This window comes from Endozoicomonas sp. SESOKO3, from assembly GCF_024606255.1.
On record NZ_JAHHPR010000039.1, the window covers coordinates 1 to 16,564 of the forward strand.

The window sequence follows — 16,564 nt, forward strand, 5'->3', positions numbered from 1 at the left end:
GCATTGTGATTTAGCTGCATAAGTTGAGGCGACATCTACCTTGAAAGTTACCGCAGATAAAAGAGCAAAGCTGGAGTCATCATCAAGTATGAAGGTAGAAATCTGATATTCAAGCATTGGAAAAGGATCACAGAAAAACTTTGGGTTATCAGAAAAATCATGCTCAAAAAGAATATGAGAAAAAAAATCTTGCTATCAAAAGCTGGTACAAACCTATTATAGAGTCCCTTGAGGCGTCACCAGAGGACCGAAAGCTTTTGGATGATTTGAGAAAAAAATGCAGTCGAGCGATTTGGCAGGCCTTCAGTCATTATCTTTATGGGATGGCGAACTCGAAAGGTGGTTGTTTAACCTATTGTTGGGCCAAAGCTTCCTTCGGAGCGAGCATGAATTTTGAAAACTATGGCGCTCATGCTCCATCCTCACCTGAAGAGCTGTATGCCATGATGTCGGTAATTGAACACTCACACTGGGTTGTGCAAGCGATTAAGGAAAACTATTTACGGCAGGCGCACGACGCCAGTGACGCTCTGATTCTCAAATCCGATGAGCTGACAAAAATTGCCGAAGAGTTTTTTAACAACGTGAATTTGAAGTCGATCTCTAATGCATTGGTGTAACACCAGGGATGTATTTTTTCTACCTGATTACTGCTAAATGATTGTAGACGTTGCACTTGTCATAGCCCCACGTCATGCTATCTGACAGTAGCCACCTTCCCCTTTTGTAGAGGCGAATTCGGGGATATAACAAACGACGAGGCTTTGACATGGGGCAACAGAGTCAGCTGGCACTGCTGGGCAAAAAACGCTTTCTACCTTTTTTCCTGACCCAGTTCCTGGGTGCCTTTAACGACAACCTCTACAAGAACTCTTTATTACTGATGGCGGCATTCGCCGCAGCAGAGAGCCTGCCATTTAACTCAGATCTTTACATCAATCTGGCTGCTGGCCTGTTTATTCTTCCCTTCTTTCTTTTTTCCAGTGCGGCCGGGCAGATCTGTGACAAATATGAAAAATCGATGATTATCCGCCGGATCAAACTGCTGGAAATTGTCATTATGGCGGTCGCTTCCGGCTTTATCCTTACCCAGAACTATCTGGTTCTGCTGACTCTGCTGTTCTTGATGGGGATTCAAAGCGCTTTTTTCGGGCCGGTTAAATACGCCATTATTCCTCAACACCTCAATGAAAACGAACTGATGGGCGGCAATGCACTGGTAGAAATGGGTACTTTTGTTGCCATACTGGCGGGTACGCTGGGTGCGGGTATTTTGACTGAACAGCCCGATGCTACTATGTGGATAGCCATTTCTGTGGTTCTGTTCGCCATCCTGGGTTATTTGGCATCTCTGTTTATACCCAAGGCTACAGCGGCTGCTCCCGATCTGAAAATAAACTGGAACCTCTTTCAGCAAAGCCTGATTATGATCAGGAAAACCCGATCAAACGACAGCGTTCACAAATCCATTATTGCTATTTCCTGGTTCTGGGCACTGGGAGCCGCCTACCTGACACAGCTTCCCAACCTGGCCAGCGAGACCTTGAAAGGCAGCCCGGAAGTCGTCAGTATCATGCTGGCGATGTTTATTATTGGTGTCGCTGCCGGTTCACTGTTCTGTGGACAACTTTCCAAAGGCCGTGTTGAGCCGGGTATTGTACCCATCGGTGCTCTGGGCCTGAGCCTGTTCGGAATCGATTTGTATTTTGCTATCACTCCTGCCACAACTACGAACTTACTGAGCATTAGTGCTTTTGTCGAAAACGCTGAGAATCTGAGAGTATTACTGGATCTGGGCATGATTGGCTTTTTCAGCGGCCTGTTTATTGTGCCTCTGTACGCCATGGTTCAGCAGAGAACACCTGCGAACCTTCGTGCACAGACGATCGCCGCCCTGAATGTTCAGAATTCATTTTACATGGTGGTCAGTGCCTTGTTTGGCATGGTATGCCTGGGGGTACTACAGCTGTCCATTGAACCATTTTTCCTGACACTCGGTGTACTTAATTTGCTGGTCTGTGCCCTTATTTTCAGACGGGTGCCGGAATTTATAGAACGTTTTGTTGCTCGTTTTGTTAAGAAAGTTGCCGGTCATTGATACTCAATGGCATCTTCCAGCTTGTCTTCTGTGTGCTTTTTTTTCATTAGTCCAGTCTTCCACGGACAGGGAGGGCACCCTGGCGAACTCGCGGGTATTATTGGTGACGCAGGTCATGCCAAGGCTTCGGGTATGTCCCGCGATGAGATTATCGTATCCACCGATTTGCTGACCTGTTGAGCAAAGGTGCTGTCGGATATTGGCCGAATGATCGGCGGCTTTTTCATCAAAGGGAAGAACGGAAACCCGCAACAGGAACTCATTCAGCATGGTGATTTTGCACTGCTTTCTCTTTTCGCTGTCGGAGTTATATACCCCGAACATCAGCTCATCATAGGTGATTGAGGAAATGAACATATCGCCACTGTGGTTGGCTATCTTCTGGCGTACCCGCATGGGGTCGCCTTTTTGCATAGCGAAAATAACCATATTGGTATCCAGCATATATTTCATTCGCCCCAGTCTCCCAGATCCCTGATCTGCATGTCGGGCTGAGGCTCACGCTCAAACTCAACGGCGTTTTCATCAATCATCTGAAAGAATGAGTCCCAATCCCCTTCTATCGGCGTGATTAGAATAGATTCTCCGCGCTTGGAGATTCTGACACGCTTTGTGCCCTCCGGCAGCTCAAACTCTTTCGGGATTCTGACCGCCTGTGAGCGGTTGTTTCTGAATACGCTGGTTTCCATGTTTAGCCCTGTATATATAATTTGTATATCCCAAACAGTAGACTATGACAACCGGTAGATCAATATGTTCAGAAAGGTTGCCATCAACAGCTTTGGGTCACTGGCGCTCTTGCCGCTCAAGGTTCCGGTAAAAATTTTCATGGGAGCCAAAGGAGATCAGTTCCAGAACCAGCTCGCCGTCGTCAAAGTAATAGGCCAGCAGGGTCAATTGTTTTGTCATCTTGAATTTATATACCCGGAGGTGGCTCAGAACGCCTTTCTTCTTATCGCCAATATCGGGATTGTCGGCTATGGCTTTGATGGCTGTATCAAGATCTGCTTTCTGGTTTGGCCTGAGTTTTTTCACGGCTCTTGCAAACCGGGCTGTCTGGAGTATCGTTTCTGCTTTAGCCAAAACGGTACTCCGAGACCAGACCCTGTTTGCGCTCTTCTTCGGCTTCCAGAATATCCTCTATGAAAGTAATGGGCAGGTCAGGGTTTTCCTTGGCTACCTTGCCAAGGCTGGCCCAGTATTCCACCTGTTTTGCCGCCGAGCGTTTTTTGACCTTGCCAACAAGAGTTGCAGCGGTCACCAGTTCTTCATCCAGTCGTAAGGGTCTGCTTGGCATGTTTCAAATCCTGTTTTTTGTATCAGACTGCTACAAATATAGTTATGTGCATCATGCCTGTCAAAAGCCCTGACCATTTTCGTGAGGTCGCGAAACTTGCATAATGCCCACTCATTCATCACTGACCTTTTTACATGACTTTTATCGCACCTCCCTGCCAGGAACCTTTGACGGAGCTTTACCGTGACGCTGAATTGGTGGTCGTTGTTAAACCTGCGGGGCTGCTAAGTGTTCCCGGTCGTCCACCCAACCATAACGACAGTGTCCACGCCCGGTTGCTTGCTATTGAGCCGGAAACCAGAGTTGTCCACAGGCTGGATATGTCCACATCGGGACTGATGGTGTTCGGCTTGAATGCCGCCAGCCACAGAGAACTGAGTCGACAGTTCCGGGATCGGGAAGTGGAAAAAGGCTATATCGCAGAAGTCTGGGGGGTGCCGGATCAGAAATCAGGAGAAATTTGCCTGCCTTTGATCTGCGACTGGCCTAACCGACCCAGACAGATGGTCGATCATGAGCTTGGTAAAAAGGCTCTGACCCGTTATCACCTCATGGCGGGTGATGGCGCTTATGGCAGGGTCTGGCTGGAACCAGTGACCGGCCGGTCTCATCAACTGAGGGTTCACCTGGCTGAGCTGGGACACCCTGTTCTGGGCTGTGAATTTTATGCTCATGACGAAGCCAGAACAGCGTCTGAACGTTTGCACCTGCACGCCAGCCTGCTGATTTTCAAACACCCTGCCACGGGTGAAACCATGAAGTTTGAAAGCCAGCCTCCTTTCTGAAGGCTGGCGGAATTGAGGTATTACAGGAAAAACTAAGTAAAAGCCTCGAGAAGAACAACCGCTTGCACAAGAGTTCAGAGACCATCACTTCGTTCGTTCTCTTTTATATTTCTCTGTCCGATACCCGCTCAGTAAACATCCTGAGAGTCATTGTTATCACTTTCCCTGAAGGTAAGCTTATTAAGGAGAACTCTCCATAGTTCACTTTTTCAAGGGCTGTGATACTGCCTGCAGTTTTTTCAGCCGGGGTCCTGATGAATGCCTGCGAATCTATTTTACAAAGCCTGCACCGGATTGTTGGACAGGAGTAATCGATCATCCGGAAAACTGTTCAATTTCAAAGTCGGACGCAGTTTGCCGGCCGCTCTGATCCTTTCAGTATCTTTCTCAAAGATTGCTTTTGCTCATTCCATTGACAGGCATGAAGTCAGTGCTTTTGAACAATTCAGAACGGTTACCGGCAACATTCAGGGCAGCCTTTACCAAAGTGCGCGAAAAGCTGGAGTTTCAGCCTCTGTCATTCAGCAGTTTGAGACTATTTTTCGATGGCAGCTTGATTTCAATAAAGATCTGAGGGTCGGCGACCGTTTTGAACTACTGATTGACGACTCCCCTAAAAACAGTCAGGGGTTTGGCGGTGACATTCTGGCTGCCCGACTGTATCAGAAGAATAAAACCTACACAGCGGTTCGTCACAGCGATGGGAAGTACTATACGCCGGAAGGGAAACTACTCGGCAGTTCTTTCTCACGATACCCTCTGAGTATAAAAAGTCAGGTCAGCTCTGGGTTTAACCCTGCCAGAAAACACCCGATCACCGGCCAGATTCGCCCGCACCGCGGAACAGATTGGGCAGTGCCGGTAGGTACTGCGGTTTATGCACCGGCTGACGGAGCCATCGTTAAAGCAAAAACCAATCACCCGGCGGCAGGTACCTTCATCGAAATGCAACATGGCAAACGCTATGTCACCCGGTACCTTCATTTGAGCCAGCTGAATGTGCAAGAAGGGCAACAGGTTCGCAAAGGGGACGTGATTGGTAAAACTGGAAATACCGGTTTATCTACCGGTCCTCACTTGCATTACGAATTGTTAATCGACGGCAGGGCCGTCGACGTTATGACTGCTAAACTGCCAAACGGAAAGCCTTTGCGAGGGGAGGCGTTGAAGCAATTTAAAATAGCCACAAAACCGATAATCGCAGCGATGAACCAGAATCGACAGGAACTACTCCTTGCCAGCAAGGAAACCAGTCTTGGTGATAACTGGCTGATGATGAAAAACCGCGGCGCATTTTAAAATCATTAGGAACAACATCACTCGGCAAGGTACCATTGACATCCACGCCCACTCAGTTCGCTGATGGTCTTACGCAAATTAAAGATAATAATAAAAATACTGCTTTAGCAGGTTTCAGTAGAATGAGGCCCCCTATGCAAATGCGAACCCTGACTGAATGGCTTGATGCTTACGCCGAAAGCCACCAGAACCCTACCAACAAGCTAATTCACTGGATCTGTGTTCCGGCGATCATGTTCAGCATCATTGGCATGGTCTGGTCTTTCAGCCCTGCCGCCGTTTTTGTGGTCATGGCCATCACCCTGATTTTCTACTTCATGCTCTCTCTGCCTTTGACACTGGGCATCATCGCTTTATATGCAGCTATGAGCTGCATAGCTGCCAGCCTTAGTGAGTATTTACTGACCGTCAGTATTGCTGTTTTTGTTGTATCCTGGATCTTCCAGTTTGTCGGCCACAAGATAGAGGGCAAAAAACCCTCCTTCTTCGAAGACATCCAGTTTCTGCTGGTCGGGCCACTCTGGTGTCTGAGTTTTCTGTTTAAGAAGTTGAGCTTAAAGGTCCAATGAGGAGGAGCATGAGATCTCTTGGGCTATTATGTACCCTTGTCTTTGAATCTTGAGAAAACGACCGGGTGGCGAATGAAAAAACTGAAAAATGAAAGTGAACTGGTCAAAGAGGCTCTGAGAGTCGGAGCTATTTATGCCCAAAAACGCAAAGCGGGGCAGTTTGAACCGACCGACTCCGCCAAGCAAAAAGTTGAATACCTCTACCGTCTGCTGGTTCATGACAAGCTGATACAACCTCTGGTGAAAGGGGAAGAATCAGAGCCGAGCATGAAGCGCAAGCTGGCGCTCTGGATATCCCGCCAATTGCCAGAAAACCATCCGCTGTTGAAATAGATGCCCGAAATACAGCCATGAGCCGCCGTAACTGATTTAATCACCGGCGGTAAGGGCATTTTTTCATGGCAAAAAGCGGGAATAACAGTAAACTTCTCGGCTCGCACTTCATCTGTACCGGTAATCATGACCCTTATTCTTCGCTGCCCTGTCTGCCACGAACCTCTGGCACAGTCATTCCATACTTCCGGTATGGGTCTGGGCTGCATCCGGAATCACCAGTTTGACCGGGCCAGGCAAGGGTATTTTAATCTGCTTCCGGGGCATAAAAAGCGCAGTAAAAACCCGGGCGATGATAAAACAATGGTTCAGGCCAGAACCCGATTTCTGGACAAGGGCTACTACAAGCCGGTGGCTGATTCGCTGGCCAATACTCTGGACAGTCTTGGGAAGCCTTCAGTAAGCCAACTGTCTATTCTCGATGCCGGATGCGGTGAAGGGTACTACACAGAAAGGTTACAACAGACGTTTCCGGAAGCCTCAGTAACCGGCATTGATATCTCCAAGCCTGCCATTGTAGCCTGCTGCAAAAGAAACCAAGCTGTCCAATGGCTGGTGGCCAGCGTCAATGACATTCCCGTCAAAGATCAGGAGTTGGACGTCATCATCAGTGTATTTTCACGATGCGACTGGAATGAGTTTGCACGACTGTTAAAGCCTGAAGGGCACGTGCTGGTGTTAACTCCGGGAGAGAAGCACTTGCTGGAACTTCGTCAGGTTATCTACGAAACAGTCAGACCTTACCCTGTGGATAAACTGCTCGATCAACTGCCTGAAAGTTTTACTCTGACTGAAACAAAAGCGGTTCAGGGTGTTATGCAGCTCAACTCAGCCACAGATATTATGGACTTACTGGCAATGACCCCACATTACTGGCATGTCAAACCTTCCCAGAAAGAAAAGCTCGCCAGCCTGAATGCTTTGCAGTGCCGCTTTGATATGAAGCTCTATGTAATGCAACGAGCAGGATAGCTAAACACCCGGAACAGGATCACTTATTGACAACAAACAATTGATTATTCGCCCGTAATTCAGTGATTTTTACGATGCCATCCTCACTGGAGGTGACCACATCGCCGCCATCAGCGCTAAAGGTGGCCGATGTGATAGCTTTATCATGGACAATGCTGGCTTTTTCTAACCATGACCCGTCATCCTGCTGACCAATGATTTTTGCCGTTTTTTGATATAAGGCTTTAGTCACCACATGGCGACCGTCAGGACTGAAGGTGGCTGATAAGGCACAATATTTATGGGGAAAGGTGGCTTTTTCTTCCCATAACCCATTGGCTTTTCTGCCGTAAATTTTCACTGTGCGATCGTCACTGGCAGTCACAAGATGTCGGCTATCGGGGCTGAAGGTGGCGAATTTGACAGTTTTTCTGTGTTGAATGATGGTATTTTCTTCCCATGATCCATCGGACTTCTTCTCATAGATTTCCGCCTTGCAATCATCACTGGCGGAGACCACATAACGACCATCGGCGCTGAAGTTGGCTGACCAGACAGCAGCATCATGGGTAATGACATCTTTTTTTTCCCATGATCCATCGTCCTTCTTGCTATAGATTTGCGCCGTTTTATCCCCACAGGCGATTATCAGGTGGCAGCCATCGGTGCTGAAATTGGCTGAACCGACAGCATTCCTCCGGCGAAGGATAGCTGTTAACTCCCATGATTGATCCTCTTTCTGGCTATGGATTTTCACTGTTTTATCCCAACTGGCGGTCACCAGATGTCGACTATCGGTGCTGAAGCTGGCTGATGTGATCATAGCACTATGGGAAATGATGGTTCCTGGCTCCCATGATTCATTGCTTCCCAGGTCATATATAGTCTCGGTGCCACTCCAACTGGTGGTCACCAAATGCTGACTATCAGGGCTGAAAATCGCTGATTGGGGCCCTCCGTGATGGGGAATGGTGGTTTTTTTTTCCCATGTTCCATCAGTCTTGCGACCGTAAATTTTTGCCGTTTGGTCGCCATTGGCGGTTACCAGATATCGACCGTCAGCACTGAGTGCGGCTGATTTGACCCTATTGCGGTCTGATATATTCATGCGCTCGTAAATGCTGGTGGTTGAGTTAAATTTATAATTTTTGTCGATGGTGGCTTTAGTGACTAATTCAAATGTTTCACATTTAGACATCAGCTCAGCTTTGGTGAAAAATAATAGCGCAGGTAAATAAATACTCTCCTGTCGGCGATCTATAAGTGACGTGACTAACGCCTGATCATTCGAAAACGACTCAAACCACGCACGGAGTTGATTCTCATTTCTTGTGGTGATGGTCATCCTTAGTTGATCCTGATGCGGTAAAGAAAACTGCCGATACCAGGCTTTTGCAAGAGCGTTATTTTGTTTAACAACGTCGCGAAGGCGGGTACATACCTTTTGCAAACTGCGAATATCCCGAAGTTTTAATTTGCAAAAAATCATGGACAGTGTGTCTGACGGTAAATCCTGCAATGAATATTTTTTTTTGTCAGTTGTGGTGATGGACCTCCCCGCATTGTTACCCGTTGGTGTTAGGGATAGAGCGCGAGCCCGGGCTCGCGTTAGTGGTGGTTCAGTGCGGGGATTATTATTTATCGCATGCATGTCTGGTTCCGAAAAGCTGGTATTTATCTCCGATCAGCAAGGAGGTTCAAAATAATGTACTCAGTTGGAGGCAGTTTCAGAATGAAAGTTCATAACATGTTGTTAAGCGTAACTAACAAAATTTCTTCAGGCTCACGCGCTGACTTTCAAGAAAGATGTCATTCAGTGGCAGCAGACAATCAATGATTCTCTCTGTAGCTACCCGGAAGATGGCTATAGCTGATCAGAAGGCATAACCACAGAGTCTTGGAGATCTGGGCTGATTTCATCAGAGTCTTGCTTTATTATCCCACTCTTCTTTCCCTGCCCCGAGACTGTCTTACGATATGGCCAGCCCCCGAAAAAAAACCGACCCATCCAAAACCCGTGAAGAGGCCATGTCGGTGGCCAGGGCCACTCAGCGGCCCGGTCAGAGCAAAGAACAGACAAAACTAATTGCCCAAGGCATCCAAAAAGGCATTGAGCACTATAAAAAGCAGCAAAAAGCCAAAGCCCGGGAACTGGATAAACACCTGAAAAAAGTGAAAAGGCAGTCAGAGCCCCCTGCCACAGAGGTTGAAACGATCACTGAGGAAGTAACCCGCTATAAACAGCACTGGCTGCCCTGGCTTTTACTGGGCCTGAGCTGGGCAGCGTTTGCTGCTTACTTCTTTGCATCTGGCGTCTGAAACTTCAGGTTCTCTGGCTAAAAAAACCTCTCCACCAGCAGCGAGCACAATACAGTGATAATCACTATACCCGCCAAATTCAGAATCAGGCCACTTCGAATCATCTGACGAATCGATAACAGACCTGAGCCAAACACGATAGCATTGGGGGGAGTGGCAACGGGCAGCATAAAGGCGCAACTGGCGGCTATGGCTGCTGGAATAGCCAGAACTTCCGGGTCCAACCCAAGGGAGACAGCCAGTGCTCCCAAAGGCGGCAGGAAAGCAGCCGTAGTGGCCGTATTACTGGTAATTTCGGTCAGGAAGATAATCACGGAAACCACCAGCGCAATGGCGGCGATGGTGGGCAATCCATCCAACACCTGAAAGTTACTGGCGATCCATTCTGCCAGCCCTGTTTTTCGGATAATCGCAGCCAGACTCAGACCGCCTCCGAACAGTAGCAAAACATCCCAGGGAAGCTTGCGAATATCTTTCCAGTTAAGAAGAAAATCGAGCTTTTCACCCCACCGGACAGGAATGATGAACATCAGCAGTCCTCCGGCAAGGGCTATAGCTGTGTCAGTAAGCTTTATACCCGGTAAAAAGCCGGACAGCCAGGGTCTGAAGATCCAGCATAATGCGGTTGCGGTAAAAATCACTGCTACCCATTTTTCAGCCCTGCTCAAAGAGCCCATGGAAGCTAATTGTTCTTTTAAAGACTTGCGTACAGATTCATTTTCTCCCGGACGAAGCTTATAGCCCCCCGAACTGAGCCACCAACCCGTGACCAATAGCATCAACAGCGTCGCAGGCATACCTACCAGCATCCATTGGGCAAAGCCAATTTCTATGCCGTATTGCTCACTGAGAAAAGCCGCTAACAAGGCATTGGGAGGTGTTCCAATCAAGGTGCCAAAGCCGCCAATGGAAGCGCCGTAGGCTATAGCCAGCAGCAGAGCCGCAGGAAAATGTCCGTGGGAGCCCCGTTCTTCCTTCATCATTGAGATCACAGACATACCAATGGGTAACATCATGATAGCCGTGGCGGTATTAGACACCCACATGCTGATAAAAGCGGTGGTGAGCATGAATCCTATGACCTGTCGACGCTCACCGGTGCCAGAGGCCAGCATGGTCAGAAGCGCAATTCGGCGATGCAGGTTCCAGCGTTCCATAGCCAGACCCAGCATGAAGCCTCCCATAAAAAGATAGATGACAGGGTGGGCATAAGCCGAAGCGACTTTATCCAGAGAGAGCAGGCCAACTAACGGAGCCAGCAGCAGCGGTAACAGTGCGGTCACTGCGATAGGCAGTATTTCCATGGACCAGAAAACGGCCATCATCAGAGCCAGCCCAGCACAGTGCCAGGCAGCAACAGGCATATCCTCGGGCGCAGGCAGCACCAGCGTCATAACAAACAGGGCCCCCCCCTGCGATGAGCCCAATCAGCCAGATATAAGGGTTGGCACCCGATTCCAGCTCTGACGAGGAGGGTTGTTTACTCATGGTCTGTTCCTTAGAAGTATTCTGTTTATAAGTCGGTTACTTCCTTGATTTATTCACCCGTCCGCTTCCAAAAATCGAAAATCCCCCTCTTCATGCTCGGTAAATGGTCATTCTGACCAATGGGTTTCCGGGCAATATGACAATCTGTGTTCTAATCTGTCCACGGTTAGGAAAATAAAATCATGAACGATTGCGGTAATGGACTCCTTCTTATCTATAAAATCCTTTTCAATCAGAGCGGCTTTCTCTGTAAGTCTTGTACTGATGTTGTTTGCATCTATGTCAGCTTACCAGGTAAAAGCGGCTGACAAGCCGTCCTTTGACAAGCCTGTGTGCTTAAAACACTCGTGCTCTATAGAAATGCAACCGGACGGCTTCGGAGGTTATATCTGTCTGTGGTGTATTCAGAATACGCTCAATCAGATGGAAGATGCTATGGAGGCACAGCAAGCCCGTCGCTATGCTGCTGAAACGGCTCTGATGGAAAACGGGCCAGACTCTGACGATCCGAATAGAGATAATGTTGCTCTTTTAGAGGATCAGATGGAGCGCGGCTGCCTGTTGCGAGATGAGAGACAGGAATCGGGCGGCTATGCTTGTTATTCTGCTATGATCAGTGCCCGTTCTGATTTATCTCTGCCAGCCACTGCCAAATACAGTTTTGAACAAACGGCAGGGCACAAGAGCAGCTTTCCTACTCACGACGATCTCCACGAAGAAAATCTGGCCGTCGAATCATTGTCCGCTGAAACGACAACTACAACCACTCCTTCTGTCGCTCACAATCTTATTCCACCCATTGAACAAGGAGTTTATGAAGAATTTCAAACTGTGCGACCTTCAGTGCAGGATTCAGAAGGCTCATCTATTGCTTACAACCTTATTGAACGACTTGAAAAGAGAGGCTATGGAATATCAGGCACTCATGCTTCGGCCCTGCCCCGTGGGGAAGCCATGTTGCTACTGAGAGACAAGGCGGAACTGCCTGTCCTGATCTCACTATTGTCAGATTTTAATATCAAATTTGCTGATCAATCACTGTTGAATCTCAAGTCGCTTTTGCTTTCAGGTAAATACCTTATTATCCGGATGATCCAAAAAGATGGGATGATCACGGTTATCCATATTCACCCTGTAGAAAACAAGCAGGCTCTGATTATTACAGAGCTGGGTCTGCAGAGTTCGCCCATTTGTATCGAAAACCTGACCCTCCTTCTTAGTGCTTTTCTGAATCATGAAGAGGTGACAGAACTGGCTGTTTTTACTCACGAGGCAGTTCCAGACGATCCCGCCCCCTCATCAGAAGGCGCAACTGCCGCGGCTATGCTCACTAACTCCCTGACAGTCGCCATTATCGAATATATTCAACAGCTGGGGCATTCTTCACCAGAATATCCTCCTATCGAACATACTGGCGCGATCCGGGAGCTCAAAAAGACACAGGATCAGGCCGAACTTGCGCTATCAATGCCAAATTATGGCTTCCAGCCCGGCCCCACTGAAGGTAGCGCTTTGCAGAATGTCGAAGCACTGACCGGAGCACAAACTCCCTTTATGGCTCAATTGATGACTCCAGACCAAGAGGTCACAGTGATCAATTTTCAGCCAGAAGCATCAGGTGATGTCATGCTGAGCTTGTCAGGAAGGCACTTTGTCATAGACAGGAGAGAGATCGGTGCATTGTTTGACTGGATCATCAACCAGTTCAAACCGGTAATACAGATTTTCATTCTGGCACCTCTCTACTTCTAACTATTTCTAACTATTCCTGAGCAAGCTACCCCTTTGATGGGTATACTCCGCATCCGCGCTTTTTCATCAGCTCTGTTATACTCCTGACCCCAAAATGCATTGCCACACAGATTTGAGTGATGTTATATCCGGCGATGCAGACTTTTCACGGTAGAGAGTAAACCTTGATTACACACCCTTTTTCCGACTTGCCGCTGCCCGAAGCGCTGCTGAACAACCTGGAGCAGATTGGCTACCGGGAAATGACCCCTATCCAGCAAAAAAGTTTACCTCTGGCCATGGCCGGCAGAGACCTTATTGCCAAGGCCAAAACCGGCAGTGGTAAAACGGCAGCCTTTGCCATTGGCATGCTTTCGGGCATTCATCAACGCTTTTTTGGCTGTCAGGGTCTTGTGCTCTGCCCCACTCGTGAACTGGCCACCCAGGTCGCCAACGAAATTCGAAAACTGGCTCGCTACCGTCAGAACATCAAAGTCGTTACCTTATGCGGTGGACAACCTATTGGCCCACAGATCAGCTCACTCTCCCATGGTGCCCATATCGTTGTCGGTACACCGGGAAGAATTCAGGATCATCTGCGTAAGCGGACACTCACTCTCGAACAACTAAAAACGGTGGTATTGGATGAAGCTGACCGGATGCTGGATATGGGATTTATTGATGCCATTGAAAACATTCTGAATCACACCCCGCCAAACAGGCAGACGCTGCTTTATTCAGCCACCTATCCCAAACAGATCAGGGCCCTGAGCCAAAAGTTCCAGTCTGAGCCTGAAGAGGTCACTGTTGAGTCAGTGCACACTCACCAACACCTTCAGCAGTTTTTCTATCAAGCTGAGAACCCTGACAAACCAGAAACCCTCTGCAAACTGCTGAACCATTATCAGCCCGCTTCTACTGTCATCTTCTGTAATACCAAACAGACCTGCAAAGACGTTGGTACTTACCTTTATGACCAGGGGTACAGGCCATTGGTGCTGCACGGTGATATGGAACAGCGAGAACGAGACCAGATGCTGGTAAGGTTTTCAAACCAGAGTGCCGACATTCTGATTGCTACCGATGTCGCAGCCCGGGGTCTGGATATTAATGATCTGGCGGCTGTTATCAATTATGACCTGAGTCGAGATCCGGAAGTCCATGTTCACAGAGTCGGGCGAACAGGTCGTGCTGGTAAAGAAGGTCTGGCCTTGAACCTGCACACCTCCCGTGAGCAATACAAACTGGATGCTATTGCCGATATGCTGCGAACCGAACTCACTTTTGCTGACCACAGAGCACTGAAGCCAGCAACACAACCGCCTCCAAAAGCCCCAATGGTGACGCTGGCTATTGATGGAGGAAAAAAGAACAAGGTACGCCCTGGCGATATTCTGGGCGCTCTTACCGGTGAAGCAGGCATTCCCGGTGACCAGGTCGGCAAAATTAATGTTTTTGATTTTGTCGCCTACGTGGCTATTAAAAGGGAAAGTGCCCGGAAAGCTCTGGCTCGACTTGAACAGGGCAAAATCAAAGGCCGGAAGTTTAAAGTTCGCAGACTCTGATTGATTCTGTGACTTGTGCACCTTCAGCTCATAAGACATTCGACTTGTATTATGAGCTGCCTTTTTGGAGACAGTCTCTTACATCACGGGGTAATACACCGGATAGTATTCCAGTCCAGATTTTTCGCTTCCTGAGTGATCTGTTCATTACAGATGTAACAATGGTTGCGGTTATGATCAGTATCACCGTGTTTGACTTTTCTGCCAATGATGCAGTGGCCCTTCATGTCCATGCAGAACCTTTGTTTATAGTTGAATAGGGCACATTCACTCAGATCTACAGCGGAATGCCTCATTTCTTTCCCGTCTCGAATCCAGTAATGTCCGCTATCAGTCCCTTTATCAAACTTGCAGACATCAATTTGGCCTCGGACATATTCGGGAAACCTGCACTTTTGATTGTTGGGTATTCGGGTTGCCAGAACATGAAGAGCGCTACCGTTGTGGGTATTGTCTGAGTCAACAGTCTCGTAATAACGAGACCCAGCCAGCTCACAGCGCTGACCGTCGGCCGATATAGTGCCAAAAGAGAAGTAGCTGCGCTTTTCTCCAGGCACTTTTTCGACCCTGCTCTCCATACAGAGATTAGGTTGCTGCCTGACAAACCCGGCTTTTTCGGAAACTTTGTCGCCACCAGCAACAGGTTGTTGCTCATACGTTTCATCCTGAGTAAAAATCCCGAACTCTCCCTGCCCTTGGTCACAAAATTCAAAAACACGTTTTGATAGAAAGAGTGCAGTGGTCATACCGGCGGGGTCTTTCAAATAGGGATTATAGGTTTTCGCTTGCTGTAACTGAGTGTATTTAGCCAACAACCATTGAAACTGATAGCTGTAGGAGTAGCTTCCACTGGAATCTCTGTACAAACAGGCCAGAACCGGAGTGCCTGCTCCTGTGTAGTAACCAACATATCCGACCTCAACACCAGATCCTACCAGTGAATGCGCCACACAGAGTGGTACATCGTTACCGGTTTCCATGATTTCAGAGAGAGCATCCACGTTATAGGAGCCGTTGATATGTGTCGTAAGCCAACATGCTTGTTCAGCTTCCCCATGAGCCACGGACAGCAAAAGGAAAGTTCCTATCAGACTGGATAAGGCCATTCGAACTGCCTGCATCAGATTTCACCCACTAATAAAAATTGATAATTCAGACCCCACTGCCCAGGGGCTGTTCGGGACTGATTCACGATGTACCTACGCAAGTTCCAAAATCCCAATGGAACCTGCTATTTCTGGAGGTATGATTTTCTGGACAGTTTTATATAGACGAGGATGCGACTGACCGCCAATTCCCTTTGCACTGTCACGCAAGAAGTACCACTCAACGTTGGCTTCAGGTATAAGTCAGCAGCTAGCAGCCTGTCGGACTTAAGGCTGTCCTACTGCGATTTTCAAACCAGAGCGCCGACATTCTGATTGCTGTCGATGTCGCAGCGGGGTCTGAAGTTGATGACCTGAAGGCCGTTATCAACTGCGACCCGCGCCTTGAGGAGGGAAGGATTGGAATTGAGGGCCGGAAGTTTAAAGTTTGCAGACTCTGATAATTCCTGTGTCTGCTGTGCTTTCAGCTCATAAAACATCCGAATTGTATTATGAGCTGGAATTTTTGGAAAAAGTCTCTTAAATCAGGGGGTAATACACTTAATCTTGCTCCAGTCCAGTTTTTGCGCTTCCTGAGTGATCTGTTCATTACAGATATAACAGTGGTTGCGGTTATGATCAGTATCACCGTGTTTGACTTTTCTGCCAATAATGCAGTGACCTTTCATGTCCATGCAGAACCTTGGTTCGTAGTTGAAACGGGCACACTCGCCCAGATCTCTGGCAGAATGCCTCATTTCCTGACCGTCCCTAATCCAGTAATGGCCGCCATCAGTCCCAATATCAAATTTGCAGACATAAATATTGCCTCTGACATATTCAGGAAACCTGCACTTCTGATTTTTGGGTGTTGGGGCTGCCATAACTCGAAGAGTGCCCGCTTGATTACTATCACCCAAGGCACTGCCTGAGTGAACGGTCTCATAATAACGAGACAGACTCAGCTCACAGTGCTGGCTATCGGTCGATCGAGTGCCAAAAGCGAAGTAATTGCGTTTTTCTCCCAGGACTTCCTCGGTTCCG

At 48.1% G+C, this 16,564-nt stretch carries 19 protein-coding genes; 10 read left to right on the forward strand and 9 right to left on the reverse strand.

Annotated features, from left to right (window positions below):
- Positions 1 to 116 precede the first annotated feature (116 nt).
- Positions 117 to 620: a hypothetical protein gene (locus KDK18_RS00610; RefSeq protein WP_257252443.1), complete on the forward strand. Its 504-nt coding sequence runs from the start codon at positions 117 to 119 to the stop codon at positions 618 to 620.
- 149 nt (positions 621 to 769) lie between these two features.
- Positions 770 to 2,098, forward strand: coding sequence for an MFS transporter (locus KDK18_RS00615; RefSeq protein ID WP_257252444.1), 1,329 nt, complete (start codon positions 770 to 772; stop codon positions 2,096 to 2,098).
- A gap of 3 nt (positions 2,099 to 2,101) precedes the next feature.
- Here the strand turns inward: KDK18_RS00615 and KDK18_RS00620 are convergent, their stop codons facing one another.
- From KDK18_RS00620 to KDK18_RS00635, 4 genes are all read right to left on the reverse strand, one after another.
- Positions 2,102 to 2,551, reverse strand: a complete 450-nt coding sequence (locus KDK18_RS00620) for a type II toxin-antitoxin system VapC family toxin (protein WP_257252445.1) — start codon at positions 2,549 to 2,551, stop codon at positions 2,102 to 2,104.
- Positions 2,548 to 2,787, reverse strand: a complete 240-nt coding sequence (gene vapB / locus KDK18_RS00625; protein ID WP_257252446.1) for a type II toxin-antitoxin system VapB family antitoxin — start codon at positions 2,785 to 2,787, stop codon at positions 2,548 to 2,550. The genes KDK18_RS00620 and vapB overlap by 4 nt, the downstream gene beginning before the upstream one ends.
- 97 nt (positions 2,788 to 2,884) lie before the next feature.
- Positions 2,885 to 3,181: a type II toxin-antitoxin system RelE/ParE family toxin gene (locus KDK18_RS00630; RefSeq protein ID WP_257252448.1), complete on the reverse strand. Its 297-nt coding sequence runs from the start codon at positions 3,179 to 3,181 to the stop codon at positions 2,885 to 2,887.
- Complete coding sequence (locus tag KDK18_RS00635; RefSeq protein WP_257252449.1) at positions 3,174 to 3,395, reverse strand: ParD-like family protein; 222 nt, start codon at positions 3,393 to 3,395, stop codon at positions 3,174 to 3,176. The genes KDK18_RS00630 and KDK18_RS00635 overlap by 8 nt, the downstream gene beginning before the upstream one ends.
- Before the next feature lie 134 nt (positions 3,396 to 3,529).
- On the opposite strand from KDK18_RS00635, the gene KDK18_RS00640 reads away from it, so the two are divergent.
- The 5 genes from KDK18_RS00640 (at position 3,530) to KDK18_RS00660 (ending at position 7,353) form a co-directional block, all read left to right on the forward strand.
- The gene (locus KDK18_RS00640; protein ID WP_257252451.1) at positions 3,530 to 4,180 is read left to right on the forward strand and encodes a pseudouridine synthase; all 651 of its coding nucleotides are present in this window, start codon (positions 3,530 to 3,532) and stop codon (positions 4,178 to 4,180) included.
- 258 nt (positions 4,181 to 4,438) lie between these two features.
- Entirely contained in the window at positions 4,439 to 5,479 is a 1,041-nt protein-coding gene (locus KDK18_RS00645; RefSeq protein ID WP_257252452.1) for a peptidoglycan DD-metalloendopeptidase family protein, read from the forward strand.
- A 122-nt stretch (positions 5,480 to 5,601) separates the two neighbouring features.
- Positions 5,602 to 6,048, forward strand: a complete 447-nt coding sequence (locus KDK18_RS00650; RefSeq protein ID WP_257252453.1) for a DUF962 domain-containing protein — start codon at positions 5,602 to 5,604, stop codon at positions 6,046 to 6,048.
- A gap of 72 nt (positions 6,049 to 6,120) precedes the next feature.
- Positions 6,121 to 6,381 (forward strand): DUF5062 family protein, encoded by a 261-nt coding sequence (locus KDK18_RS00655; protein ID WP_257252454.1) that lies wholly within the window; start codon positions 6,121 to 6,123, stop codon positions 6,379 to 6,381.
- Between the two features lie 126 nt (positions 6,382 to 6,507).
- A complete protein-coding gene (locus KDK18_RS00660; RefSeq protein ID WP_257252456.1) occupies positions 6,508 to 7,353 on the forward strand; it encodes a methyltransferase domain-containing protein in 846 nt (281 codons plus the stop codon).
- Between the two features lie 19 nt (positions 7,354 to 7,372).
- Here KDK18_RS00660 and KDK18_RS00665 read toward each other — a convergent pair whose 3' ends face one another.
- The gene (locus KDK18_RS00665) at positions 7,373 to 8,983 is read right to left on the reverse strand and encodes an F-box/WD40 repeat-containing protein (protein WP_257252457.1); all 1,611 of its coding nucleotides are present in this window, start codon (positions 8,981 to 8,983) and stop codon (positions 7,373 to 7,375) included.
- Between the two features lie 326 nt (positions 8,984 to 9,309).
- On the opposite strand from KDK18_RS00665, the gene KDK18_RS00670 reads away from it, so the two are divergent.
- The gene (locus KDK18_RS00670; protein ID WP_257252458.1) at positions 9,310 to 9,651 is read left to right on the forward strand and encodes a DUF2956 domain-containing protein; all 342 of its coding nucleotides are present in this window, start codon (positions 9,310 to 9,312) and stop codon (positions 9,649 to 9,651) included.
- A gap of 17 nt (positions 9,652 to 9,668) precedes the next feature.
- On the opposite strand, the gene KDK18_RS00675 is transcribed toward KDK18_RS00670, so the two are convergent.
- A complete protein-coding gene (locus KDK18_RS00675) occupies positions 9,669 to 11,045 on the reverse strand; it encodes a DASS family sodium-coupled anion symporter (protein WP_257252459.1) in 1,377 nt (458 codons plus the stop codon).
- Positions 11,046 to 11,403: 358 nt separating this feature from the next.
- On the opposite strand from KDK18_RS00675, the gene KDK18_RS00680 reads away from it, so the two are divergent.
- On the forward strand, positions 11,404 to 12,891 hold the full coding sequence (locus tag KDK18_RS00680) for a hypothetical protein (protein ID WP_257252460.1): 1,488 nt from the start codon (positions 11,404 to 11,406) through the stop codon (positions 12,889 to 12,891).
- A gap of 164 nt (positions 12,892 to 13,055) precedes the next feature.
- The gene (dbpA, locus tag KDK18_RS00685; protein ID WP_257252461.1) at positions 13,056 to 14,435 is read left to right on the forward strand and encodes an ATP-dependent RNA helicase DbpA; all 1,380 of its coding nucleotides are present in this window, start codon (positions 13,056 to 13,058) and stop codon (positions 14,433 to 14,435) included.
- An 83-nt stretch (positions 14,436 to 14,518) separates the two neighbouring features.
- Here the strand turns inward: dbpA and KDK18_RS00690 are convergent, their stop codons facing one another.
- The 3 genes from KDK18_RS00690 to KDK18_RS00700 form a co-directional block, all read right to left on the reverse strand.
- Complete coding sequence (locus KDK18_RS00690; RefSeq protein ID WP_257252463.1) at positions 14,519 to 15,541, reverse strand: hypothetical protein; 1,023 nt, start codon at positions 15,539 to 15,541, stop codon at positions 14,519 to 14,521.
- Between the two features lie 290 nt (positions 15,542 to 15,831).
- Positions 15,832 to 16,020 (reverse strand): hypothetical protein, encoded by a 189-nt coding sequence (locus KDK18_RS00695; RefSeq protein ID WP_257252465.1) that lies wholly within the window; start codon positions 16,018 to 16,020, stop codon positions 15,832 to 15,834.
- A 45-nt stretch (positions 16,021 to 16,065) separates the two neighbouring features.
- A partial coding sequence (locus KDK18_RS00700) for a hypothetical protein (protein ID WP_257252466.1) occupies positions 16,066 to 16,564 on the reverse strand: 499 nt, incomplete at its 5' end.

What these genes read in the sequence shown, in the direction of transcription:
- KDK18_RS00665 (WP_257252457.1), bottom strand. Translation starts at nt 8,983, where the DNA reads ATGCATGCGATAAATAATAATCCCCGCACTGAACCACCACTAACGCGA.
- KDK18_RS00670 (WP_257252458.1), top strand. Translation starts at nt 9,310, where the DNA reads ATGGCCAGCCCCCGAAAAAAAACCGACCCATCCAAAACCCGTGAAGAG.
- KDK18_RS00615 (WP_257252444.1), top strand. Translation starts at nt 770, where the DNA reads ATGGGGCAACAGAGTCAGCTGGCACTGCTGGGCAAAAAACGCTTTCTA.
- KDK18_RS00690 (WP_257252463.1), bottom strand. Translation starts at nt 15,541, where the DNA reads ATGGCCTTATCCAGTCTGATAGGAACTTTCCTTTTGCTGTCCGTGGCT.
- KDK18_RS00645 (WP_257252452.1), top strand. Translation starts at nt 4,439, where the DNA reads ATGCCTGCGAATCTATTTTACAAAGCCTGCACCGGATTGTTGGACAGG.
- KDK18_RS00680 (WP_257252460.1), top strand. Translation starts at nt 11,404, where the DNA reads ATGTTGTTTGCATCTATGTCAGCTTACCAGGTAAAAGCGGCTGACAAG.
- KDK18_RS00635 (WP_257252449.1), bottom strand. Translation starts at nt 3,395, where the DNA reads ATGCCAAGCAGACCCTTACGACTGGATGAAGAACTGGTGACCGCTGCA.
- vapB (WP_257252446.1), bottom strand. Translation starts at nt 2,787, where the DNA reads ATGGAAACCAGCGTATTCAGAAACAACCGCTCACAGGCGGTCAGAATC.
- KDK18_RS00675 (WP_257252459.1), bottom strand. Translation starts at nt 11,045, where the DNA reads ATGACGCTGGTGCTGCCTGCGCCCGAGGATATGCCTGTTGCTGCCTGG.
- KDK18_RS00640 (WP_257252451.1), top strand. Translation starts at nt 3,530, where the DNA reads ATGACTTTTATCGCACCTCCCTGCCAGGAACCTTTGACGGAGCTTTAC.
- KDK18_RS00655 (WP_257252454.1), top strand. Translation starts at nt 6,121, where the DNA reads ATGAAAAAACTGAAAAATGAAAGTGAACTGGTCAAAGAGGCTCTGAGA.
- KDK18_RS00650 (WP_257252453.1), top strand. Translation starts at nt 5,602, where the DNA reads ATGAGGCCCCCTATGCAAATGCGAACCCTGACTGAATGGCTTGATGCT.
- KDK18_RS00695 (WP_257252465.1), bottom strand. Translation starts at nt 16,020, where the DNA reads ATGTTTTATGAGCTGAAAGCACAGCAGACACAGGAATTATCAGAGTCT.
- KDK18_RS00620 (WP_257252445.1), bottom strand. Translation starts at nt 2,551, where the DNA reads ATGAAATATATGCTGGATACCAATATGGTTATTTTCGCTATGCAAAAA.
- KDK18_RS00660 (WP_257252456.1), top strand. Translation starts at nt 6,508, where the DNA reads ATGACCCTTATTCTTCGCTGCCCTGTCTGCCACGAACCTCTGGCACAG.